At 43.5% G+C, this 25,509-nt stretch carries 12 protein-coding genes and 5 pseudogenes; 2 read left to right on the top strand and 15 right to left on the bottom strand.

Annotated elements, in window-relative coordinates; all coding sequences use genetic code 11:
- Positions 1 to 75 precede the first annotated feature (75 nt).
- The 5 genes from BN1546_RS23745 to BN1546_RS23725 form a co-directional block, all read right to left on the bottom strand.
- Positions 76 to 1,506: a sensor histidine kinase gene (locus BN1546_RS23745; protein WP_013371442.1), complete on the bottom strand. Its 1,431-nt coding sequence runs from the start codon at positions 1,504 to 1,506 to the stop codon at positions 76 to 78.
- Positions 1,503 to 2,201 carry a response regulator transcription factor gene (locus tag BN1546_RS23740; protein ID WP_007432526.1) on the bottom strand — a complete coding sequence of 233 codons (699 nt, stop codon included), beginning with the start codon at positions 2,199 to 2,201 and terminating at the stop codon, positions 1,503 to 1,505. The genes BN1546_RS23745 and BN1546_RS23740 overlap by 4 nt, the downstream gene beginning before the upstream one ends.
- A 1-nt stretch (position 2,202) precedes the next feature.
- Complete coding sequence (locus BN1546_RS23735; protein WP_090738956.1) at positions 2,203 to 3,537, bottom strand: hypothetical protein; 1,335 nt, start codon at positions 3,535 to 3,537, stop codon at positions 2,203 to 2,205.
- Entirely contained in the window at positions 3,534 to 4,259 is a 726-nt protein-coding gene (locus tag BN1546_RS23730; protein ID WP_090738955.1) for a phosphonate ABC transporter ATP-binding protein, read from the bottom strand. The genes BN1546_RS23735 and BN1546_RS23730 overlap by 4 nt, the downstream gene beginning before the upstream one ends.
- Positions 4,260 to 4,340: 81 nt before the next feature.
- Complete coding sequence (locus tag BN1546_RS23725; RefSeq protein ID WP_090738954.1) at positions 4,341 to 5,498, bottom strand: MFS transporter; 1,158 nt, start codon at positions 5,496 to 5,498, stop codon at positions 4,341 to 4,343.
- Between the two features lie 452 nt (positions 5,499 to 5,950).
- On the opposite strand from BN1546_RS23725, the gene BN1546_RS23720 reads away from it, so the two are divergent.
- Complete coding sequence (locus tag BN1546_RS23720) at positions 5,951 to 6,868, top strand: hypothetical protein (protein WP_040103606.1); 918 nt, start codon at positions 5,951 to 5,953, stop codon at positions 6,866 to 6,868.
- Positions 6,869 to 6,934: 66 nt separating this feature from the next.
- Entirely contained in the window at positions 6,935 to 7,699 is a 765-nt protein-coding gene (locus BN1546_RS23715) for an HAD family hydrolase (protein ID WP_013371449.1), read from the top strand.
- A 65-nt stretch (positions 7,700 to 7,764) separates the two neighbouring features.
- On the opposite strand, the pseudogene BN1546_RS23710 reads toward BN1546_RS23715, so the two are convergent.
- The 10 genes and pseudogenes from BN1546_RS23710 to BN1546_RS28560 form a co-directional block, all read right to left on the bottom strand.
- Positions 7,765 to 9,793 (bottom strand): annotated as a pseudogene (locus tag BN1546_RS23710) (DNA topoisomerase); the annotation flags it as partial.
- Between the two features lie 404 nt (positions 9,794 to 10,197).
- Entirely contained in the window at positions 10,198 to 12,360 is a 2,163-nt protein-coding gene (locus BN1546_RS23705) for a DNA topoisomerase III (protein WP_058830885.1), read from the bottom strand.
- A gap of 378 nt (positions 12,361 to 12,738) precedes the next feature.
- Positions 12,739 to 12,861, bottom strand: coding sequence for a hypothetical protein (locus BN1546_RS28410; protein WP_301336225.1), 123 nt, complete (start codon positions 12,859 to 12,861; stop codon positions 12,739 to 12,741).
- A 14-nt stretch (positions 12,862 to 12,875) separates the two neighbouring features.
- Positions 12,876 to 13,082, bottom strand: coding sequence for a hypothetical protein (locus BN1546_RS23695; protein ID WP_090738953.1), 207 nt, complete (start codon positions 13,080 to 13,082; stop codon positions 12,876 to 12,878).
- Positions 13,083 to 13,304: 222 nt separating this feature from the next.
- Positions 13,305 to 14,773: pseudogene (locus BN1546_RS23690) on the bottom strand (IS5 family transposase).
- Positions 14,774 to 15,061: 288 nt separating this feature from the next.
- Positions 15,062 to 15,448 (bottom strand): annotated as a pseudogene (locus tag BN1546_RS23685) (SDR family NAD(P)-dependent oxidoreductase); the annotation flags it as partial.
- Between the two features lie 194 nt (positions 15,449 to 15,642).
- Positions 15,643 to 16,310: pseudogene (locus tag BN1546_RS23680) on the bottom strand (IS5 family transposase); the annotation flags it as partial.
- Between the two features lie 149 nt (positions 16,311 to 16,459).
- Positions 16,460 to 17,212, bottom strand: a complete 753-nt coding sequence (locus BN1546_RS23675; RefSeq protein ID WP_090738952.1) for a carbohydrate-binding protein — start codon at positions 17,210 to 17,212, stop codon at positions 16,460 to 16,462.
- Positions 17,213 to 17,516: 304 nt separating this feature from the next.
- The gene (locus tag BN1546_RS23670; RefSeq protein ID WP_025721395.1) at positions 17,517 to 18,239 is read right to left on the bottom strand and encodes a thioesterase II family protein; all 723 of its coding nucleotides are present in this window, start codon (positions 18,237 to 18,239) and stop codon (positions 17,517 to 17,519) included.
- A gap of 26 nt (positions 18,240 to 18,265) precedes the next feature.
- Positions 18,266 to 25,449, bottom strand: a pseudogene (locus BN1546_RS28560) (condensation domain-containing protein); the annotation flags it as partial.
- Between the last annotated feature and the right edge of the window lie 60 nt (positions 25,450 to 25,509).

Here is a 25,509-nt window from a genome sequence, read left to right as displayed (position 1 = left end):
CCCTAAATTTCAAACAGCCAGCCCTCCATTATGGTGAGGACTGGCTGTTTTTATGGTTACATCTTACATTTAACTTTAAATCTGCCCTTCCGAGAGTTGTGGTGGTTCCACCGATGGCTCTGCTTGCAGAGCAGGCAATGAAACCGTAATGGTGGTTCCAGCTCCCAATTCACTTCTAATGAGCATCTGCCCGTGATGACGCTCAACAAACTGTTGCGAGATTGCCAATCCCAGTCCAGTCCCCCCATTTTGGTGGTCTACCTGGAAAAAGCGATCTCTTACTCTGGCAAGATTTTCTTCACTAATCCCAATTCCTGTATCCTGTACCGATATCTCGATATTACCCTTAACACGTTGAAGAGACAGATAAATAATCGAGCTCTCGTGCGAAAATTTGATGGCATTATCTACAATGTTCAAAAACACCTGTTTCAGACGGTTACCGTCTCCATGAACAAGATATGCCGTTTCCTCGGAATCCAGTTGTAGCTTAATCTGCTTCATTTCTGCCTTGGCCCATACATTCAGCATAATTTCCTGCAAAAGCTCTCGAAGATCAACTGTTCCCATCACAAGCTTCATGGCATTTTGTTCTAGTTTGGAAAAATCGAGAATTTCCTCCACCAAGCCAATCAGCCGGTCCGTTTCCTTAGAAATAATCTGCATTCCGATCTTGGTCTCTTCCGGGTCATATCCGCCAGAATTTAACGTTTCACTCCAGCCCTTAATGGAAGTAAGCGGAGTACGCAGCTCATGAGAAATGGAAGAAATAAAATCATCCTTGATTTGATTGGTTCTGACAATTTCCTGTGCCATGTAGTTCAACGTCGATGCCAGTTCACCCAGTTCATAGCGATAATCGCCTTTGATACGTGCATCAAATCGACCCTGCGCCATCTGAGCAGATACATCGCGAATATTGTTAATCGGTCTCACAATGGAATTGGCAAGCCCTGTACTCACTACAAATACAATAATCAATACAGCTGCCATGATTCCCACCGAAAATAATGTAATGATGAATAACTTGTCATTTACTAATTCCAACGAAGTCGTATACCGGATTATATACACCTGATCCCCGACAATATTGTCCAGTTTTTGAGATACCGCCATTACCTGTTGCCCCGTACTCGGTTGTTTACCGATCCATTTGCCTGTATCTCCAGCTAAAGCTTGTGTCACATCACTGGTTTGCACACTTAGATCCGCAGCAAAATTTGTCGAGTTATCAATTACATTTCCCTGTTCATCTAGCAATTGCAATTCAGTGTTGGGCAGTGAAAATGTATCCAACAAATACGATTGTAATGATTGTTCCGGCTCCTTGAATTTGGATGCAAATTCACTTACCGATTGGATACGGTTCTCGATCTTTTTATAAATAGTGTCATAATAATATGACCGGAGTGCAAACATAAAAATGACTTCTACTAACAGAAGCGCCAAAAACACTACGAAAAAATAGTGAAGCACAATCTGTCGGCGAATCCCCTTTTTGATCATTGAGACTGACCTTTCCATTTGTATCCATGTCCCCATACGGTTTGTAAGAAAGCCGGCTCGGATGGATTGTTTTCAATTTTCTGCCGCAGACGTCGGATGTTCACATCTACAATTTTCGGATCGCCCATATATTCCTTGCCCCATACGTGGTCAAGCAGAACATCCCGGCTGAGCGGCGTATTTTCCTTTTCGAGAAAAAACTGAATCAGGGAAAACTCTGTCGGTGTCAGCTCGATCAGCTGCCCGTTTTTCTTAAATTGCTTAGCTATCAAATCCAGCGTGAACGGACCGGACTGGAAGGACACCTTGGCTGCTGTTTCACGATGTACATTCACCCGACGCAATAACGATTGAATACGTGCAATCAGCTCTGTCGGGCTGAAAGGCTTGCTCACATGGTCATCAGCCCCTACAGACAAGGCATACACCTTATCCTGTTCCTGTACCTTGGCTGTCAGAAAGATAATGCCAATACGCTCATTCGTTTCCCGAATTCTCCGACAAACCTCAAAACCATCCATGCCCGGCACCATCACGTCAAGTAACGCAATATCGATATCCCGCACCGTATTCAAAATATTCAAAGCCTCGTGTCCTTCTGACGCCTCCAACACCTCAAAGCCGTTACGTTTCAAGTTAATGACGATAAAGCTACGGATAGATTCCTCGTCTTCCATGATTAAAACTTTACTCACTCTACTCTACCTGCCTTTCCCCCAGCTTGTTTTTAATGGCTTTACGTGGCTCCAGCTCGCTGGATCGTTTTATACCAACTACCTGTGCATTCGTTCGCCACAGTTGGCTATAGCCTTCGTTATTTCGCTCCCATTGTGATAACGAGAAAAATTTAATTTCCGCTATCGTTTTGTCTGTATCATCCAAAATAAACCGCAAATAGCTGTCCTTCCTTGAAACCTTCGGATCAATAGTCACCTTGCCATGCAGCTCTTTTGGCAGCCTGAAGTAGACCTGTTCATTAGAATCACGATACTGTTGCTGCTTGAAAATCGTCCCTTTGGCCCCATCCCACTGATAGAACGATACAAAATAAGGAACTTCATCGAGCGGCCTGTTGCTCCAGCCTTTAGGCTTCTCCAAATTTCCAAATTCGAGAACACCGTCACCGTCCACATCACCACTGGCGATGGTAGCATCCTTGAAGGTAACATCCATAAGATTGAGCTTTCTAAGTTTGCCGTGATCCATCACGATAACATTGGATACCGTAGTCGTCTGAGCAATCTTTGTATCTATAATGATTCCCTGCCTACCCTGGGCTACCTTACCAGCGACCACATTATAGACACCTAAAGCCTGACTGTCCAAATCCAACGATCCGATCTCCTTAAAGGTTCCTCCGCTGAACTGGAACGTTTTTACAGTAAAAAATTCATTGCGACGGAGCAAGATAATCGTCAAGTCATTCAGATTGTCCCCGTTCAAATCCATCTTCTTATGGTTAAAATCGTCTACAACGAAGTCCGTATAGCCCGTTGCATATATTTTTTCTAACGTTCCTCCAGTATAAGAGTAAACGATAAGACCCTTCTGCTCCCCGTTCTCGCCACTGTCTCCGCTCGAAAAGCCTGCTACAATATCAAGCGTACCGTCATTTGTTAGATCCACTAGTTTAAATGATTCCAACACTGTGCCTTCCCCATCAAATGTAAGCTTCTTTACCCACGTCCCGCCCTGATCTTCAAACAAGGCACCATGTATCTTTACGCTCTCATCTGGTGTTTCATAAAAGAGCACTGCTTCGTCTATACCATCATTATTCAAATCTCCCGTCCGAATTGGCGTAGGATCATCCGGATCATTCGGCCTTAAAGGCTGTACCGCCCCTAATTGCGTATTCACTGCTCCATTCAGCTGTTGTTTCTCGTCAGACATCGTTGGTGTCTGCATCAGCGAAATTGGATCGCTAATCACATTACAGCCGCTTAAAAATCCAGCAAGAAGCAGCAAGGAACAGCAGCAAGCCACCATTTTCAACAGCATTTTTTTCACTTCTCTTGCCGTCCCCTTCACAATTTGTTCTTTTCTGCCTGTGTCAATCGTCTTCCCTGGATATCAAACACCAGTTTACCCTCATTCAGACCCCAGATTCGGGAAGCAAAACGTTCAGCCATTTCCAGCGGCAGTACAGTAATGATTGTTACTCGCTCGTCAGAGCACAGCTTGCGAAAGGTTTCCAGTACATGCGCTGCTGAGGCAGGATCAAGTCCATTTACAGGCTCATCAGCTAAAATAACCTTAGCTCCGTGAACGAGAGCACGCGCTGTGGCTACCCGCTGCCGTTCGCCGCCGCTGAGCTTGTCGCATTTATCATGCGCCTTATCCAGCAGACCCAGATCCTCCAGAACGTCCATTGCTCCCATATAATCGTCGGAACGCACCATGCCAGTCATCATTCTCCACCAGGGTGTTTGACCCGATCTGCCAATGAGCACATTTTTAAGAGCGGTCCGATTCATATTAAGATGCGGATTTTGCTCCAGGTATGCCCACTCTCGCTTTATTTTCATCTTGCCCGTCCACCCGGATCTCAGTACATCATTGCCACCAACAATCAAACTGCCTTCTTCCCAAGGCTCTTGTAAAGCAAGACAGCGAAGAAGTGTCGTTTTACCGCTTCCGCTTGGCCCCACTATAGCAATGAATTCACCCTGATGAATTTCAGCATCAATCCCTCGAAGCAACGGGGTACGTTCAGGCCCCACTTGCTTGGTCAGCTTCCGAATTTTAATCATCTATGATTCCCCTTTGTCCGCTATCAATACATGTTTATATTTTATAGTAATTGTGAAACAAATACCATGCAAACCGCAGTTTTATACCGCTGGTGCTCTTTTTCGGGAAAACAGACCTAACAATCCGAAAACAATATAACTACCTCCAAGGACTAGAAACATACTGCCTTGAGTTCCAATGTCCAGCAACCCTCCGCTAATATTAGGTCCGATCACACTTCCCAGATTAAAATGAAAGGATGCCAGCACATTTGCAGCCGCCAAAAATGATTTGGGCAACAGGTCAGCTGCATAGGCCAAACCAAGTGAGAAAAAGGAGCCTACCAATCCACCTGCGATGGTCAGCAATACCAATGTGAACATAAAATGATTGCCACTCCATGGTAGTAACATAAAGGTCAACCCTCCTGCTATACCTACGCTCATTAGCACCTTTTTACGTCCCCAACGGTCACTTAATATACCTAAAGGCAGTTGCAGCACTAAGCCTCCCAAACTGACGAAAGGCAGCAAGGCAGCAATTTCATCGGTATGGAAGCCAATACGCAGGCCATAGACTGGAAAATTACTGTTCAGGCTCGCTTCCATATAACCGTATAGAAATGCAGGCAACAGAGCGTACCATGCCCAGCTATAGCTGCGCCGGAATCTTTGTGCGGGACGCGCCTCAGTCTCCTGCTTCTCGGGTCTTGAGTCAGGCAGCTTGATTAACACTAACAGCAACACAAGCAAGCACAACAAAGCCAACGCAGCAAATGGAACCAGCATTCCATAATCAAGTAGCCACAATCCCAATGGGCCTAATGCAAAACCCAGACCATAAGACATACCATAAAAGGAAATGTTGCGGCCTCGATTCTCTGCTGGAGTTACCAGCAATATCCACAACTGCGCAGAATAATGCAACGCACTGTCACCAATACCTACTAGCAGGCGCAGTACGAACCAAACCCGAATATCAGGGATTAGCGGGAACAGCAGCAGCATGATCAGCACAAGCACAAGACCACCAGCCATCAGCTTTTTAAATCCCAGCCACCCCAAAGTCCGTTCAGCCACCAGTGTCATTGCGAATGAACCAATATACAGTGCAGCCGCGTTCATTCCGTTTAGCGAAGACGAAACCCCCATTTGTTCCAAAGAGATCGACAGAATGGGCAATAGTAAACCCTGACATAATCCAGCAACAATAATAACTGCAATTAAGATAAAATAATGAACACGTAACGACGACGACATCCCAGCTCCTCCTGCTCGAACAAATAAATTATTAACATCATAAAATGAATGTTTAGAAATGATTTGCATTTGATACCATAATCAATAATAAATCTTATCACGATGTGTACCATGACTTTCTAAAAATCGATATATTACATATTAAGGTGTTTTTAGCATGTTAATTTTAGTGTATTAAAGAGAGAAATAAAAAAATCGCCATCTGAGATGACGATTTTACGGATAGAGCTAGTCTGGTATGTATCCGACTCCTCGGTTAAGAGCCTCGTATGTTCAATCCGACCAAGTTCACGTCACAACGCACTATTTCATATTATAGTGGACAATGCCTGGCAGAACAAGCCATAATAAATGAGTGGGCAATTTCAAAATGCTCATGTTTTGCTTATGGACGGGCTTTATTTACGTTCACCGCTCTGGGCTAGAAGACAGAATAGGAGGCATTTGATTCCATGAGTTATCAAATTAAAATAGACACTTCCCCAATTTATGAATTGCTCGGCAGCTTTATGGCCTATGTAACTAAAAAGTGGGTCCATGATATGGACTTGGGCCATGAATGGATCGACAAGGTGGATGCACGATTACAACAGGAAGTTCGTACTGAGCTAGCTACAGCTCAGGATTGCCCTTTTAGCGATTATGACGCACTCTATGCCTGGGCGTTGCTTCGACCAGAAACAGATGAAATATCCGACTATATTTCTTACTTGGATCACGGACCGGATAAGGATATGTTTGAGCTGCTTGTTCCGCATATTCCTTTTTTAACCTTTGAAGAATCTTTACGCATTCGTAAGGTATATGCACCGCTCCTCAGATTGTGGGATCGTGATTATTTTCGGGCCTTGGAAGGCGAACTGCGTGTATTGGCAGAAGAAGATGCTGCGGAAAAGCGCATGTTGTTAAGTAAAATGGAACCGGAAGCACTTGTTGAATATGCGACAGCTGGACTAGTCGTGCCACATATGGAAGACCTCGATACAGTAGTGCTGTTTCCGGTCGTTCATAATCGCCCAATTAATTCATACTGCTTTTACACCCGTACACTGCTAATCCAGTATCCGGTAGATATTCCCGAAGAGAGTGAGGAAGAACCGCCCACGCTTCTACTACGACTCACTCGTGCAGTCAATGATCCACAACGGCTGCGCATTTTGCGTTATGTAGCTCAAGGTCCTAAGTCTCTTGAAGACATGCGTCATGATTTGAGCCGATTGGAAGATACACTAATGTCTGATATGATGATTTTGCGTGTGGCTGGTTTGCTCCGCATACACATTGGACGCTATCACAAGGAAAAATTCAGCATCCGTCCCGACGGTGCGGCTGATTTGCAGGTATTTTTGGAATCCTATATTGGATTGTAATTTGAATCGCAACTTTAGTTATAAACTGAACACCGTTAAAGCTTTGGCTTGGAAGGAGTATGCATCATGTCGTATCCGAAACAGCACATTTTATTTGATCTTGATGACACTTTGGTCCACTGCAACAAGTATTTCGACCTTATTCTCAACCACTTTTTCGATTTGCTTCAGGAATGGTTTGCAGCTCATAACCTAACGAGAAATACAATCCGTGAAAAACAAATTGAAATTGATGTGGCTGGGGTTCATCAGGTGGGTTTTGCCAGCGAGCATTTTCCACAATCCCTAATAGATACGTACCAGTTTTTCTCTGAACAATTCGGACGCCGTACGGATTCTCGGGAAGAGCAGGAGCTTCGCTCGCTTGGCCGAAGTGTGTACGAGCAGGAAATTGAACCGTATCCAGGTATGGCCGAAACATTAAATTCACTTCAAAAAGCAGGGCATTCCCTTCACCTTTATACGGGCGGTGAGCAGGTCATTCAAGAAAGAAAGATTGAGCAAATGAAGCTGGCTACTTACTTTGATGACCGTATCTATATTCGCCAGCATAAAAATGTCGAAGCACTGGAAGAAATCATCCAAATAAATCGGCTGGACCGAGGCATCACCTGGATGATTGGGAATTCTTTACGCACCGACGTATCTCCAGCCCTTGCGGCAGGTATTCACGCTGTGTATCTTAAGCAGCCTAAAGAATGGATTTACAATATGGTTGAATTACAAAAAAACGTGAACTCTGTAATGTATACAATACAGAAGCTAACAGAAGTACCACGGGTGATCCACGAAAGCATACAATTACATCAACAAAAAAGGACCCTCGGATAGGGTCCTTTTTTCGTGTTTAAAAAGTCATTCAACCTTCACATTCTACTATGATAGACGACCCTATTTCAGGATTCCTCACGAACGCTAAGTTGTCCTGTTCCTGGTACATCCAGAACAATCCGCGCTTTGACGGTCGATCCATCTTTACGTTTAAAAGACAACAATTGCGTCTGCCCCTTCGCGAGCAGGGACTTGAGCATCGTTTCGGTAATCTGCTTGCCAGCATATTCCTTCCAAATGACAAAGCCACAGCCTTGCTTAAAATGGCTACATCCATACCCTTTACGACCTTCTATAATGCTTCCACCGCAATTGGAGCACGGGCAGCTGCCTAACGCCTGCCTTTGGCTCACTGAAGCATCTTACTGTCCATCAGATGAGCTCCGCACTGCTTTTGTAGCTGAACTGCGTCTTGTTGGTGGTGCTGCTTGCTTTAGCGCAGCACTTCCTGCACTACTACCGCCTCCTGATGGTGTGCGGTCCATTCCTTTGGCGGTGGCACGTCCACTCGCGCCTACACTGCGGGCGTTCCCCTTGCCTCCCGAGCGATTACTCCTTGCCTCCTCGCCAAAGGCATTTGCGGGAGCAGGTGGCTGCTGCCTTACCTTATCAATGATGGACAACGTGAATCTTTTAACGTTATCCATAAACTTCTCCTGAGCTGCCTCACCCTTGGAAATTTGATGAAGACGGCGTTCCCATTGACCTGTCATTTCCGGTGAGGCTAATAGATCTACCCCGGCATGACGGATCAGGTCAATAGCCATCTTTCCCTTATCTGTAATAAGAATCTTTTTGCCCTTCATTTCAATGTAGCCGACCCTTCTTCAATCGTTCAATTGTGGCAGCTCGTGTCGCAGGCGTACCTAAGCCAGCGTCCTTCATAACCTCGCGTAATTCCTCATTCTCCATCTGCTTGCCGGCGCTTTCCATCGCTTTAAGCAATGTGCCCTCCGTGTAGCTTTTAGGGGGCTGAGTCGCCTTTTCTTTCATCTCGGCGCGAACACAATCCACCGGACGACCTGCATCAATTTCAAACTTCTTGTCTGTCCACTCGTCCGTTTCCTCTTCATCTTCCTTTTTGGATGTTTTGCTCTTTTTACCTTTATCCTGGTCAGCCTTGCTCAAAACCACTTTCCATCCCAAGGACAGAAGCTCCTTAATATTGGTTTTAAACAAATGCTTGTCCACCTGCGTCATTACGGTATGCATTTTATATTCAGCCGGCGGGAAAAAATGCGACAGAAACCTACGAATAACCAGGTCGTATACATTTTGTTCCTCCTTGCTTAGCGTCCCCGGTCTTTTTAACGTCGGCAAGATAGCATGGTGATCCTCAACACGAGACGGATTGCAGACCGATTTATTCTGTTTATGGACCAAATTAGGGTTTGCTTGTTGAACCAGATCAGCATAAGAGCCTGTCCCGAGCATCCGTAATGCCTTATGCATGCCGTCTATATTCTGCTCTGTCACATAGTTAGAGTTGGTACGCGGATAGGAAATGACCTTGTGACGCTCATAAAGCGCTTGTGCCACATCCAGCGTTTTTTTGGCCGAATAACCGTACTTGGCATTCGCCTCGCGTTGAAGCAGCGTCAAATCGTACAATTTAAAAGGATACTCCTTTGTCTGCTTCGTATCATACTTGGTAATCTTCCCCTCTTTCCCGCGTACCGCCGCAGCGATCCCCTCAGCTTCTTCCGGTTTCGTCAGCCGATCTCCCTGCCATGCCCCTTTGTACTTAATCTGATCTTGCTTAAACTCAGCCCACACGTCATAGAAGGTTTGAGACTGAAATGCTTCAATTTCCTTTTCTCTATCATGAATTAGTGCCAGCACGGGAGTCTGTACCCGTCCTACCGACAGCAGGGTGTTATGACGTGTTGTGAACGCTCTGGAAGTGTTCATGCCAATCAGCCAGTCCGCTTCACTTCGTGCCCGCGCAGCTTGAGTCAGGAATTCAAACTCCGAGGCATCTCGCAATCGTTCAAAGCCTGTCGCAATACTCTCTGCTGTCAAGTCCGAGATCCACAATCGCTTAACCGGCTGTCGTAGCTTTAGCTGTTGCTGAATTAACGCAAAAATATGTTCACTAATGGAAAGTTCGCATATGCATGTTGTGAAAAAACCTTTTATATGTCCTACTCCGTTTAATCCAACGACATCTAATAATTTCATAACTTCACTCCTCGCATAGGGATTTTTTCGTCTTTTAGAGAGCTGGATTAAACCAGTTAAAGGATACATAGAATCAAATGCATATTTATACATTTTGAGTTGTAGTACTTGAGTCATAATGACGCACGCTTTTCAATAAAAAAAGAGCAACTTAAAAGAAATCATACGGGACTCGATTGAATCCTGTAATGAAATCTTACAAGTGCTCTTTTGCCGCCTGGCTAGAGCTCGATGCAACTCTTGTCACATCTCGCATAATGATTCATAGTCATACGTTTAATTTAATTATTTTACCTAGTCTTGTCAAGATAATATCCTTACTTCGGTTTAAATTCAAAACCGACCCTACCTTCTTCCTTTTTCCAGACAAGTGCGGCCTCGAAAGTTTTGTCACCTTTTTTGAATCCCTTAATAAGGTTTGTCCTCCCTTTCCCCAAAAACCTCTTGATCTGCGTTTCTGTTATGGTTTTACCCAATACTTTTTTAGAAAATGAAAAATCGCATCGCGGCCTTGCCGAGCAACTATAAGCCGCCCCTTTATCTATAACATCCTCTTTGCATTTCGGACACGGACCAAGACCTAAACCTCCAGAAACCTTATCCGCTTTTTCAGTCTGCTCTTTACTCTCCATACTTTTTGCTGTAAAAGTCCAAGTCATCGAGTTTCGAATTGCATCATCGACAATTTTTTGCGACAATCTTTTAGCCTGCTCCATAAACGATTGCGGGGACGCATTGCCTTGCCCGACATCATGAAGTCGTTGTTCCCACTTGGCTGTCATTTCTGCGGATGCTAATATGCTGTCGCCTAAAGCATCGATCAATATAATCCCCTTGCTTGTAGCATAAACCATGTTTTTCTTTACCTCAATATACTTGCGGTCTTTAAGAACTGAGATGATACCGGCACGCGTGGCCTCCGTGCCCAATCCTTCTGTTTTTTCAAGAATTTTCTCTAACTCTGCGTCTTCAAGATGCTTTCCAGCCGTCTTCATTAAAGTAATCAATTGCCCTTCGGTGTATCGCTTTGGAGCCTGAGTTTTTCCTTCTTTTACAAGTAATTCTTCAACTGTTCCTGAGTCGCCTTGCTCCAATGGAGGTAATACATCTGGTTCGGATTCTTCCTGAGAATCAGAATCATACAGAACTTTTCGCCAACCTTCCTGCACAATAAGTCTTCCTTTGGTGAGAAATGTTTCTTGATCACCTACGACTGTAATTAAGCGCGAATAATCAATAATAGCCTTATCATAATGCGCAGCTATCAGCCTCTTGACAATCAGCTCGTATAAATTACGCTCTTCTGGTTTCAATCGTCCGATTTGGGGGATCACTTCTGTTGGAATGATCGCATAGTGATCACTTACTTTTGCCGCATTGACAAATCTCTTATTATTGGCAATAGACTGTATGGGCAAAGGAAAGAAATCCTTGAATGATTCTTGACGACTTAACTTTGAAAGAATCTCAGGAAATTGCCTGGCTTCTTCAGGTGTTACATAAGCCGAATCCGATCTCGGATAGGAAATGTATCCTTCCAGATAAAGCTGCTGCAGCGCATTTAAACAATTTTGAGGCGAATATTTATAAATTTGATTGGCAACTGCTTGCAATGAAGATAAGTTAAAGAGCTGTGGCGGTTGAAATTCTTTTCGCTCTCTCTCAATTTCATTGACTGATGCCAGCTTATTTTCACAGTTTCTTTTGACGGACTCCGCTTCATCCCGACTTGCAAACCGTGTTTGCTTCTCCCGAAACCATGTGCCTTCATAGACAGTATCATTTATTAGGAATTTGGCTTTTAATTCCCAGAACGGTTCCGGTTTGAAATTCTGAATTTCTTTCTCGCGTGCTACGATTAGCGCCAATGTCGGACTTTGTACACGCCCAGTTGAGAATACTTCTCTAATTCCTCTACGCTGGAACAGAAGTGAATATACCCGTGAACCATTCATTCCTACGAGCCAATCAGCGCAAGAACGGCTAACGGCTTCATAATATAAGGACCGGGTATCCTCTTCACCTTTCAAATTCATAAAACCTTGTTCGACGGCTTTGGGTGTTAACGATGATATCCATAGCCGTTTCATAGGTTTGTTCACTCCAACAAGCTGAACCGCTATGCGGACTATGTACTCTCCTTCCCTCCCGGCATCCCCGGCATGGACGATTTCTTTGATATCTGGACGCATTAAAAGGGATTTAATCACTTGAAATTGCTTGGCTTTAGAAGGAGAAACGCGATGTCTAAATTTTTCGGGTAATATCGGCAAAGTGTCTAGACTCCACTTCTTAAGACTAGGATCGTATTCCTCTGGAGGCACCAATTCGCAAACATGACCAACAGCCCAAGTCACTAGGGCTCCTTTTGGAAATGTATCGTTCGGTGAGATTTCAATATACCCTTGTTGTTTTTTATGTTTAAAAGGTGAAGCCAACTTCGCCCCTTGATCCGGTTTTTCCGCAATAATAAGTTTCAATATGTCACGGACCTTTCTGAGAGAACTATAAATTGATTATATCAGCAAATCGGTTCAATTTCATGACTTAGAATTATATACAGCAAAATGATAATAAGTGGTATGAAATAGTTGCTGGGCTTCACTCCCTCTTTTTTTATATCCATTCTTAGGTAAATTCAATTTTCTTTTCAGACATCACATTGAATCTTGATAATTAGGGCTTTCTTAGCGGATCATGTTTTACGATGTTACGAGCAAATGAACGGCGAGCCTTGACAAAAACCATTGCAAAAGAGGCAAAAAGAGACCCCGAAGTCTCTTTTCAGGTTCATCACCAGCAGTTGTGTAAGCGCAAAATAGCCCCCACCTTGTTCCCAAGATGAGGGCCTGTTAGTCTTAGTTTGATTGAAATAGGCGGCACGTCAGTGGGAGCGAAGGCGACCATGGCAACAATTCGTCTAGCTCAACCGGATCTTTCGGATTCGCAAGCTGCGGAAGCTGTTCGAGCAGGTCCGTCAAATACTTGAAAGGATTTAGCCCGTTTTTCTTCGCTGTTTCAATGACACTGTAGATCGTTGCACTGGCTTTTGCTCCGTGTGGCGCATTAGAAAAAAACCATTTTTTTCAATGATAACGAGCGAATACCAGCCGCTTCCGTCCGGTGAAGAATAGACGGTCGAGTACGCAAACCACATCGCCCCGGCATCGTGTCCGCTGTCGATATGCAATTTCACCTTCAATTTGTCATTAGTCCTATTGGCGATCCGCCAACATTTTAACTTTATCTTGACTAGCTTAAACCATGCTATTAATAGTAAACAAAGTAACGAATTTCACCGATAATGTTACTTTGTTTACGGGATATCTTAACTCTGTAAACAACGTATTCAGCGTAGTGGTGCCTTTACAATGAGAGGCATCGGATAACCTTGCTAGGTAGGGCTTGCTGAACGGGTCACATTTTACAGTGGAACGAGCAAGCGGACCGCGAGTCTCAACCACAGCCATTGCAAAATAGACAAAAAGAGAACCCGAAGTCTCTTTTCAAGGTTCATCACCAGCAGTTGCAGCCCGATCACGGTCTCGCTCGTCGTCTGAAGGTGTGCTCGAATACGGCCAAACCCATAACTGCGCTTGCCTTCGCCGAACTTGCCTTCCACCGCATTGCGTGCGGCTGCATCCGTCTTGGCGATTTTCTTTTTCTCCTGCTGATCGGCTGACGGACGACCCAACTGCGGTCCGCTTAAGCGAATTCCCTCTTTGCAGAAGCGCAAGTTGTCGCGGGTTCGATAGATCTGGTCGGCCAGCACCGCTTTGGGATAATAACCAAATCTGGCGCGGTAACGCTCTACGGCGTCCTGCAATGTCTGCCCTTCGTTGTAGCTATCCCACGACAGATGCTCGCGGAAAGCGTAGCCGTTCACCACGCTAATCGCCAGCTTCTCTCCGAACTCGACGTTTGCCCTGGCTTTGCCGCGCACGATCGGTCTGACATGTGGCTGTGCGATACTGACAATCCGATCCGATATGCTGTGTGTCCGCTTGTCATACATCGTTTGCTGCTGACGATAAAGCTCTTGAATGACCAGCAGTTCCTTGTACAAACGCCGCGGCAGGCCGCTCGTCATATCGGCGAGTTCGGCGATCATGCGCAGATCACGGGAAACGAACCTGAGCTGCTTGCCGATCGCTTTTCGCATCGCGCGCGGCTTCACGCGCCGCTGCTTGGCAACCGCCAGATAGGCTTTGCGGGCACGCTCTCGGTATGTTCTGGGCTTGCGGGTCTTTCCACGTTCCGGTTCGTGCAGGATGTCGATGATCTTCTCCAGCTTTTCTCTGGCCTGATTCAGTAACGACAAATCCGTCGGGTAGGCGATATCCGCCGGCGCGCAGGTAGCGTCCAGCAGCAGTTCGCCCTCGTTCGTCAGTTCCATCTGCTGTGGCTGCGTTTCTGAAGGCTTACCGGACGCTGCGTCAGTTCCGCTGCCAGGTTCATCGTCGTCCGATGAATCATCCGACACTTGCGCGCTTCTTCCAGAGCGATCCATTCATTCACTTCCTCCAGAATTTCGCCACCCAATCGCTTGCGGAAATGCGTCATGAGAGAATGATGAAACGGACGGCGGTACCGATATTCCGGCAGACCGAGGAAGTACTGCAGATACGGGTTCTCCAGAATCTGACGAAGTGTCTCCCGATCATCGGTGCCAAGCCGCTCCTGGATGATGAGTGCGCCGAGCGCGATACGGATCGAAACGGCTTTTTGGCCCTTGAGGCTTTTCTTGAAGTTTTTCGCATACTTCTCTTCGAGCATCCACCACGGAATCATCTGGGCCAGCAGCACCCAGCGGTTATCTTCTGCGAGCTTTCCGCCGAACGGCAGAAAAAAGTCGACGGGCAGGTTCATCTGGTTCTCGGTTCGCTGATACAATCCTGACGCCTCCAAGTGCACGGTTTTTCACGGGGCTGCCCCGTTTTCCTTCGACATAAGAGGCCCTAAACCCTTGTGCCTGTTGGAGTTTTGATTCGTTCAGCAAGCCCTAGGTAAACCGTGTCCTATGGGCATCGGCGCACGTGTTTAGACTCCGATGCCGCGAGGCTCATTGTCAAGGCGAATACGTTGTTTACATGTCTTCGATGTACACGCCCTTGATAATCAAGGATTTTCTAAAAGCGAGTTGAGATAATTAACGAAAATATACGCTAAGTATTAAACGGATTAATGACCCTTTGGCGGCTCAAACATCATATTGTTTAACTGGTTCACAAAAATACCTTCGTTCGGGCCCGGGTTGTTTCGAAATACTTTCGCTTCTTCCACTAGAACCTCGTCCGCATCCGTACCAAGTACCTTCATCGTTTCATCAATGAATGATGCTAGTAGCATAGAGCTCGGATCGTTATTGAAATACGTTTGAACCCCTGGCGGCGCAATTTCCAGGATTTTCACCGATGTGTCTTTAAGCATGTACCGTTGGGATAGCGTATAGGAATGGAGCGCTGCTTTCGTCGCACTATAAACAGCAGCACCCGCCAGTGGCACGAATCCAAGTGACGAAGTCGTGTTGATAATAACCGCTTCTTCTTTGGACTTCAAATGCTCGAGTATCTACATAACTTTTCACAAATAGTATATTGTACATATTTTTTAGAGAGAATGCCTGTTTTAGAACCTTCTCTTTGTTCTTATTCAAAAATTTAATTGTACAATTCTCTAGGGCCTGTACGCAAACCTATTTGAGCCATAAACGAATTGAAAGCAGCGTCAAAAAAGCCATGAACATGTTCGCTGTTTTTTCATAGCGAGTGGCCAAGCGTCGATAGTTTTTTACTTTGTTGAAAAAAGCATTCAATTAAGTGTCGCTCTTTATACGTTTCAGAATCTAACGGGCGCTTTACCCGCCGATTGCGTTTGCTTGGGATAACCGGAGTGATCGCTCGGCTTTGCAAAAGCTCCAGAATGGCATTGGTATCGTAGGCGCGATCAGCCAACACTTCGCCCGGGCAGAAGTCCAGTTCATGAAGAAGGCGATAGCCGGTGACAGAATCGTGGTCTTGTCCTGGCGTCAATTCGAAACGCAGCGGATAGCCGAGCGCATCCACCATCGCATGAATTTTGGTAGTTAATCCTCCGCGCGAACGTCCGATTGCTTGCCGGTCCTGCCCCCTTTTGCGCCCGCTCCATGTTGATGGGCGCGGACGATGGTGGCATCGACCATGACCTGCTCCCAATCCGGCTCGATGGCGAAATGCTTCAGTATTTCACCCCAAATATTCGCTTTTTGTAGCCGCCAGAAAAAGCTGTAGGCTGAAGACCAAGGGCCATAGTAACTCGGTAAATCCCGCCATGGCGCGCCCGTTCGAGCAACCCAAAGCACGGCATTGAGCATCTGGCGCCGATCCTTGGGCGGACGTCCTCCCTGTTTTTTTCGGGCTGGGGGCAACAGGGGGTCAACTATATTCCATTCTTCATCCGTTAACTCATTATCTTCGTCTCATGTGCCTTATTTTACTAGATTTCTACGAGTTGTACAGTTTGCGTACAGGCCCTAAAAAAATCGGGCTGAAAAAACGCATTTTTCAGCCCGATTTTGCTTATCTTTTTTTAAAATCCACCTTAGTTCTTACCGCCATAGCCCTTATAAGTAGCGTAAACTGCATCTGCATATTGATTGGCCAGAATAGGACGGCCATAAGAGTCTGTAGCTCCCGGATACCAGTTATCTCCTCCGTTATAGTGTAATAAGCCATTATATATGTTGCCGAATCTAGTAATCTTTTCATTTAAAATCAGTCCGCCCAAGCATACCTGATCTTGTTCACTGCCGTGATTATAAGCACGGCCAAATTTTGAGCTGAATTGAGATAAATAAGCATTACGTGTGTTTGGTTCTACCTGCATCAATCCGTCGCCGGCTGATGGACTGCCTGGTAAGCCTGCTCCAAAGCTGCTTTCCTTTTTGATCACAGCACTCAGCAATAAAGCAAAATCTCCGCCTTTACCGAATTTATCGCCCGCATTCATTGTGTATGTCCATATGTGGCTTGGAACTTCGGAAGGCTTTGTTACTGAAGGACCTGTTGGTGGCGTTGTTGGCGGTGTTGTAGGTGGCGTAGTTCCGCTGCCGCCTTTCTCCCATAAAGCAGGAACAATAGGTGGTTCCCAACCTACGAGGGAAGTATGTGCCTGACGACAGGTATAAGTACTTCCACTATATGTTACTGTATCATTTACTGCATAGGCAGTATTTGGTGCCCATGCTCCCCTAGCGGCTGCGCTCACCGGCAAGACTGCGCAAAAGGTGGATAAGAATACTGCTAAAACTACCAAAAGTGATGTGGCTTTAAAAGAAAACTTTTTGCTAGTCATTTTCAAACCTCCTTGTATTTTTCTTCTGATATTTTCCTGTGTTGCTCATTTTCAACATTTATCAGCACTATTTCCCCCCTTTGTTTTCACAAATACTTCAAGTTCATTCCATAATTAAAGCGCTTAAACAAATGATTACAATTCTGATAATACAGAAACATGAAAATAATTCCAATAGGACGTAGGTTCTACTTTCTTGAAATTTTTGATTAGACTGGAAAGAGGCTAAGTCTACAGGTCATTAAAGTCAACCTAAAAACTTAGCCTCTTGATTTCATATTAAATTTTAAATAAACTTTAGTCTTCACATACCATTGTCTGCAAAGTCGATGAGACTACTATTTATTATTGCTGCTACATCCTTTTTGTAATCGTGTATAAAAAAATGATCCCCGTCAAACATATGAATTTTACAACTTTTGGACGTATAATCATGCCATTTTGCAACGTCAAAAATAGTGGCTCCCTTTTCTCTTTTTCCCCACAATACACTTATATCGCAGTCAAGCTTAGCGTTTTTTTCAATGTGCCTGTATGTGTCAGTAATTCTAAAATCCGCTCTGAGTATCGGTAAAAACAACTCCATTAATTCATTGCTTTTCAGAACCTCTTTGGGCGTGCCTCCCAGCTTAAATACCTCATCCACAAACTCCTTATCCGGCAAATCATAGAGTACCTTCTTCTTACTTACAAAACCCGGAGGATATCTGCCGGAAATAAACATATGGACAGGATATGGATGTCCGAGCTCCTTTATTCTATAGGCAAGTTCATATACAAGTACACTGCCCATACTGTGGCCAAACAACGCATAAGGTTGTTCTTCAAGGTTGCTTATGATAATACGGTGTATATCTTCAAGCGCTTCCTCAACACTTCCGTAAAACGGTTCACCAATCCTGCTGCCTCTTCCCGCAAGCTCAATCGGGAAAAGCTCAATCCTATCATGCAAGTATTGTTCCCAATATTTATATACTGCTGCAGAACCTCCTGCATACGGCAGACAAAACAATTTAATCTTATCCATTATATCTACCCCTTATATCTGAACTATTGGTTGATCTCTTCCAATATTTCTTTAATAATAGCCGCATTTTTATCTATATATCCTGTACTTAACATATCAAAATGACTGCCAAATCCGTTATATACTTTGAACTCTCCCGTTGTTGCCTCTCTCCATCCTTCACATAAATCAGCTTCACCTTCATTGTCTTGCTGCTGTGATATAATAAGATGGATATTGGAGTTTATCTGTCCCGAGTTTATAACACTTCTAGTGTATTTATGATAATTTCTCATTCTTTCAATGGCCTTTTCAATAACTGCCTGGTTATCTCCAAACATGCCTTTTATAAGTTTCTCATTTTCTTCTATAAATTCTTTATCCTGTTGCTCAGCAAGTTTCTTAGCATCTTCGCTTTCTTCCTCAATAAGGACAAATGATTTAGCCGAATCCAGAAAGATTATATCGGATACATGATGTCCAGTTTCAATTAATACTTTAGCAACTTCAAATGCCAGATTACCTCCTGCCGAGTAACCAAATAGAATATATGGGCCCTCGGGTTTGACAGAAGTAATTGCCTTCACATACTCCTCCATCCTGCTCTCATTTTCTATAAAGTCAAAGGAATATATGGAATAAGCATTCATTTGTTTTGATAAACTACCATAAGCTATTCCATTTCCTCCTCCTGGAGGGAATGCAAACATAAGACTCTCCATTGCTGAATTAAAATGAATTGCCGGACTTGGTGTAATATAATCATTGGCGTACGTATTGTGTATAAAACGGGCAATTTCCTTTATGGTTGGGGCCATATAAAAGTCTTTTAGTGGTACCTCAACATTTAACTGTTCATAAATTCTGCTTATAAGGGATATTGCCTTCAGTGAGTATCCTCCCAGTTCAAAGAAGTTATCATTCACACCAATTTTTTGTACTCCAAGGGCATCATGCCACAGCAGTGCAAGCTTCTCCTCAACTTCACCGCAAGGCTCTACATACTCTACTGATGTAGCTAAAGTACCGTCATTTTGGGGTAAATTATTCCGATCTATTTTGCCATTGGCTGTCAAAGGCAGCTTTTCCAGCTGAACAAAGTATTGTGGTATCATGTAATCGGGAAGTTCTTTTAAGAGAAGCGCCCTTAAATCTGATATTGTAAATTCACTTTCCCCTGCTATATAAGCACACAAATACTTGTTGCCCTCCTGGTCTGTCTTTGCAATTACCGCAGCTTCTTTTATTGAAGGATGCTTTAATAGCTGCACTTCTATTTCCCCAAGCTCTATCCTAAAGCCCCTAATCTTTACCTGATGGTCTACTCTGCCTATAAATTCGATGTTTCCGTCAGGAAGCCACCTTCCAAGATCACCGGTACGATACATTCTTTCTCCAGAGCTGAAAGGATTAGCTACAAATTTTTCCGTAGTCAATTCAAGTTTGTTCAAATAGCCTTTTGCCAGCCCATCTCCAGATATATATATTTCACCAGTTGTATTAACCGGTAAGATATTCATGTCTTCATTAAGTATATATATCTTATAATTCTGCAATGGCATACCTATAGGTATACTTGTTAGATTTCTCACCTTCTCACGGCTTAAATGGTAATAAGTTGAATCTACGCAGCATTCTGTTGGACCATAAACGTTTGTTATAGTAGGGTTATTATCTTTAAACCGATCATAGAAACCTTGTATACCTTTACATGAAAGTTCTTCCCCTCCGATAATAAACTGCATAACTGAAAGACTTTCGCCAGGCCTGGCAGTATCTGTTAAAAGCTTTATATGTGCTGGTGTTCCGTCTGAAACAGCAATTGAATTCCTGTTATAGTACTTTAGAAGGCCCTCACCATCTAGCCTTGTATCCTCAGGAACTATAAACAGCGTATGGCCAAGGAGAGAAGCCGCAAATATTTGTTTTACAGATGCGTCAAAAAAGTAAGGGGACACAAGGGCAACATTTAAATAATTATCATAATTTTCATAGACAAGCTTTCTTAGTCCATAAACCAAGTTAACTACACTTCGATGCTCTATCATTGAACCCTTCGGAACTCCAGTAGATCCCGATGTATAAATGATATAAGCTAAGTCCTCTGGTTTATTTATTTTATCAAGGTTTTCAGCACTTCCAATGTATATTTCAGGGGAATCAAGCAGTAATATATTACCGTAAAACTCTGCTTTATCCGCTAAATGTGATTGCGTCAACAGCATAGTTGCATTACTATCTTCCAGTAATTTTTTTATTCTTAGTTCAGGAAGTTTGGTTGAAATTGGTAAATAGACACCTCCTGCTTTTAAAATTCCCAGTATTCCAACCTGCATATCTACGGATCTTTCTACCATTATTCCAACTATGCTGTTTTGCTTTACACCATTACTTCTAAGTGCTCTGGCAAGCTGATTTGCCTTTTCATTGAGCTGCCTGTAGGTTAATTGCTTGTCCTCAAACACTACAGCTACATTATCAGGTGTCCTTTCCACTTGGTCTTGGAACAGCTCATGTAGAGTCTTATCCCTAGGGTATTCTGCCTTTGTATCATTAAAACTATTTAGTATTTGCTGTTTTTCATCCTGAGATAGTATATTTATTTCGGACAGCATCTTTTCGGGGTAAGCTGTGATCTCTTCCAGTACATTGATGAAATGGACCCCAAGTTTTTCTATTGTCTCTTTCTTAAACAGACGAGTAGCATACTTTAACCCAAATACAATATTATTCTGGGTCTCTTGGGCGTTTAGGGTCAAATCAAATTTGGACGCCCTGAACTCATTATCATAGGGCATGAACCTTAGCCCATTCATCTTAAATTCTGATGCCTCTTTATTTTGCAAGACAAACATAGTATCAAACAGCGGATTTCTGCTCAAATCCCGCTTAATGCTAAGCTTCTCCACAAGTTCCTCAAATGGGTAATCCTGGTTTTCATAAGCCCTTAGAGCATTTTCTTTTACTACCATCAAAAACTCGCTGAAATTCTTTTTACCTTGAGGGTAATTCCTCATAGCTAGGGTATTGACAAACATGCCTATGATGTCCTGCAAATCTGTATGTGGCCTTCCTGCTATAGGGCTTCCAATTACGACATCTTCCTGTCCGGTGTATTTGAAAAGAAGCACATTGTATGAAGCTAGAAGCACCATATACAGTGTTGCTCCATGATCCACGGCAAGCTTGTTCAGTTTATGTGCAAGTTCCCGGCCTGTTTCAAAACTGACCATATCGCCTTCAAAACTCTGTATAGCCGGCCTTGGGTAGTCTACCGGCATATCAAGTACTGGTATTTCTCCCCTAAATGCCTGGAGCCAGTATTCTTCTTGTTTACTGATTGTGCCGTCAGCAAACAATTTATTCTGCCATACGGAATAGTCCTTGTACTGAATCTGAAGTGCTGGAAGATTCATTCCTTCATACAAACTTATGAATTCTCTTACCAGTATTTCATCCGACACCCCGTCAGATATGATATGGTGTTTATCAAGCATCATGACATGCCTGTCTTCTCTAATTTTTACGAGCCCTGCTCTTAGTAAAGGAGCCTTGCCAAGGTCAAATGGCCTTATGAATTCATTTGCTGCTTCTGAGGCTTTTTCTTCGCCGGTTTCCATGTACATGATACTAAATTCCACCTCATCATGGACCTTCTGCACCGGTTCACCATCTACCATATGGAAGGAGGTCCGGAAAGCCTCATGCCTTTTTACCAGCTGATCTAAGGCTTTCTCAAAACGTTCTATATCAATACTGCCTTCTAACAACATAAACTCTGGCATATTGTATGCCACCCTTGCTCCTTCAAGCTGATTTAATATATACAGCCTTCTTTGGGAAGACGACATAGGATAGTATTCCATTTCTCCAGTGGGCTGGATAGATTGATAAATACTCTCTTGGGCTTCCTGGATGTACTTGGCAATTTCTGCAATTGTCGGCAGCTTGAATATCTCCTTAAGAGATATATTTACATTGAACTCTTTGTGAATTTTGACTGCAAAGTTTATTGCTTTTAATGAGTGCCCCCCAAGCACAAAGAAATTATCATTTCTCCCTATTTTCTCAACCCCCAGGATATCCTGCCACAATTGTACAAGCTTCTCTTCCACTTCACCTGAAGGTGCTTCATACTCTACTCCAGTATTTAAATGAGCAGCAGGGTGGGGCAAGTTCTTCCGGTCTATCTTACCATTGGCTGTCAAAGGCATTTCATCCAGCTGCATGAAGTATGCCGGGATCATATACTCGGGCAATTCTTTTGAAAGGCATTCCCTTAGTTCAGTTATTGTCAGTTCATTTTCCCCAACGAAATATGCACACAGATCCTTGTTCTTCTGTTGGTCTTCCTTTACAATAACCACAGCTTCTTTTATTGAAGCATGTCTTAATAGCTGAGCCTCTATTTCTCCAAGTTCTATTCTAAATCCCCTTATCTTTACCTGGTGGTCCATCCTGCCTAAAAATTCTATATTCCCGTCAGGCAGCCATCTTGCCAAGTCCCCAGTACGATACATTCTTTCTCCCTTTATAAACGGGTTAGATACAAATCTTTCTGCAGTAAGCCCCGTCTTGTTTAAATAGCCTTTGGCAAGACCATCCCCAGATATATATAATTCCCCAGCGATACCTATAGGATTTACTTCTAATTTCTTACCAAGTATATATGCTCTGGTGTTTGGCAAAGGACGGCCTATGGGGATATTATCCAATCTACTAAGCCCCGCCGCAGTAATCAAATATTCCGTAGAATCCACACAGCATTCGGTAGGACCATAAACATTTGTGATGCAAGGTTGCACATCCTCAAATCTGCTTAGGAAGTCTTTTACTGCATCAAATGGAAGAACATCTCCGCCTATAATAAAATGTCTCACTTTTAGGTTATTATCTATAGGAGGAGAATTTAACATCATATTTACGTGTATGGGCGTTCCATCCGAAATATCAATCCTATTTTCACTATAGAAGTCCAGCAGCTTTTTACCGTCTTTCCTTGCTTCCTCCGGTACAATGTACAATGCATGCCCCATTAGCAGTGCTGCGAAAATCTGCTGCACCGAAGCATCAAAAACATAAGGGGCAATGAGGCAAACATTCAACGGTGATTCATATTTGCTATATATTCTCTGGAACAAACCCTCTACCAGGTTTAATACACTCTTATTATCAATGCAAACACCTTTAGGGTTTCCCGTTGAGCCAGAGGTATAGATGATGTACGCTGTATCACCAGGCTTATTTATACATTTTATATTCACATCGTTTATAAAATTATAATCATAATCAGATAAATCAATAATCTCACCATCGAAATCATCACGATCCATAAGATGATTTTGGGTGAGTAAAATTTTGGCCTTGCTGTCCTCCATCATATACCTTTTTCTTTCCAATGGATAATTAGGATCTACAGGAAGGTACGCCCCCCAGCCTTGATTACTGACATTATACCTATAACCATTTCAGGCGAGCGGTCCACCATTATGCCTACAATATCATCAGGCTTTACTCCCTTTTCTCTTAATGCCCTGGCCAATTGGTTTGCCTTTTGATTCAGTTCTCGGTAGGTTAATTGTTTACCTTCAAAAACCACTGCAATATGATCAGGAGTCTTTTTCACTTGCTCCTCAAACATTTGGTGTATGGTTTTATCCAGGGGATATTCGAGAGCAGTATCGTTAAAGCTGTATAATACTTGCTGTTTTTCTTCCTGTGATAACATTTCGATTTCATAAAGCCTTTTTTCGGGGTATGCTGCAATTTCTTCCAGCAAATTGATGTAATGAGCCCCAAGTCTTTCAACTGTTTCTTTCTTAAACAGTCTTGTACAGTATTCGAGTTCAAAGGCTATACCATCCTCAGTCTCAAATGCATTTAAGGTGATGTCAAATTTTGATATTCTGCCTTCTATCCCTTTGTTGTACGGCTTGAAGCTTAGATCAGACGTTATGAGCTCTGCTTTTCCAACATTGTATATGGCAAACATGGTATCAAAGAGGGGATTCCTGCTCATATCCCTCCTTATGTCCAGCTTATCCACTAATTCTTCAAACTGATAGTCCTGATTGTCGTATGCTTTCAAAGCATTTTCTTTAACTTCTTTCAAGAATTCAATAAAAGTCTTTTCTCCTTGCGGGTGGTTTCTCATGGCCAGAGTGTTTACAAACATACCTATGATGTCTTGAAGGTCAGCATGAGGCCTTCCAGCTATAGGACTTCCCACAATAATATCTTCCTGTCCAGTGTATCTAGATAACAGCACATTGTATGCAGCAAGAAGCGTCATATATAATGTAGCTCCATTGTCTGATCCAAGCTTGTTAAGTCTAACCGCAAGCTCGCTATCAGCTTCAAAGCTGATGTAGTCTCCTTCAAAGCTTTGTACTGCGGGTCTTGGGTAGTCGGTGGATAAATCCAGCACAGGGATCTCTCCCTGAAAGGTCTGGAGCCAGAATTCCTCCTGCTTACTTATGGCAGCTCCTGCAAACAATTCCCTCTGCCAAACTGAGTAGTCCTTGTACTGTATACGCAGTGGAGGAAGTATTTTCCCTTCATATAAGCTTATAAACTCTCTTACCAGTATGTCGTTGGACACTCCATCCGATATGATATGATGCATGTCAAACACCATAATATGTCTGGCTTCTCCAATCTTTACAAGTCCAACTCTTAATAGTGGAGCCTTTCCAAGGTCAAAGGGCCTTATGAATTTCTCCACTATTTCGGGAACCTTCTCTTCACTGGTTTCCAGGTACATGATACTTAGGTCCGCCTTGTCATGGACTTTCTGAGACAGCTCTTCCTCGATCATATGGAAGGAGGTTCGAAAGCTCTCATGCCTTTCTATCAGACTATGAAAAGCCTGCTCAAAACGTGCTTTATCAACAGTACCTTCCAGCAATATTATGCCAGGTATATTGTAGGCGATTCCAGCTCCTTCAAGCTGGTTTAATATATATAGTCTTTTCTGGGCGGATGACATGGGATAATATTCCATATCCCCAGCACGTTGAATGGACTGATATAGGCTCTCCTTTGAGTCTTCAATGTAGCTGGCAATTTCTAAGATGGTTGGTGTCTTGAATATTTCCTTAAGAGGTATGTCTACATTGAACTCTTTGTGAATTCTTGCTACAAGGCTTGTTGCCTTTAACGAGTGTCCTCCGAGCATAAAGAAGTTATCATTTCTTCCTACCTTCTCTATTCCAAGGATGTCCTGCCACAGCAGCGCAAGCCTTTCCTCCACTTCACCTGAAGGCGCTGCATACTCTGTTCCTGTATTTAT

This window comes from Paenibacillus sp. Mc5Re-14, assembly GCF_001049835.1.
Taxonomy (GTDB): Bacteria; Bacillota; Bacilli; order Paenibacillales; family Paenibacillaceae; genus Paenibacillus; species Paenibacillus polymyxa_C.
This window is presented reverse-complemented; position numbering and strand designations above follow the sequence as displayed.

Excerpts from the sequence above, each read along its gene's own strand:
- BN1546_RS23730 (WP_090738955.1), bottom strand. The coding sequence starts at position 4,259 with ATGATTAAAATTCGGAAGCTGACCAAGCAAGTGGGGCCTGAACGTACC.
- BN1546_RS23745 (WP_013371442.1), bottom strand. The coding sequence starts at position 1,506 with ATGATCAAAAAGGGGATTCGCCGACAGATTGTGCTTCACTATTTTTTC.
- BN1546_RS23715 (WP_013371449.1), top strand. The coding sequence starts at position 6,935 with ATGTCGTATCCGAAACAGCACATTTTATTTGATCTTGATGACACTTTG.
- BN1546_RS23725 (WP_090738954.1), bottom strand. The coding sequence starts at position 5,498 with ATGTCGTCGTCGTTACGTGTTCATTATTTTATCTTAATTGCAGTTATT.
- BN1546_RS23675 (WP_090738952.1), bottom strand. The coding sequence starts at position 17,212 with ATGACTAGCAAAAAGTTTTCTTTTAAAGCCACATCACTTTTGGTAGTT.
- BN1546_RS23720 (WP_040103606.1), top strand. The coding sequence starts at position 5,951 with ATGAGTTATCAAATTAAAATAGACACTTCCCCAATTTATGAATTGCTC.
- BN1546_RS23670 (WP_025721395.1), bottom strand. The coding sequence starts at position 18,239 with ATGGATAAGATTAAATTGTTTTGTCTGCCGTATGCAGGAGGTTCTGCA.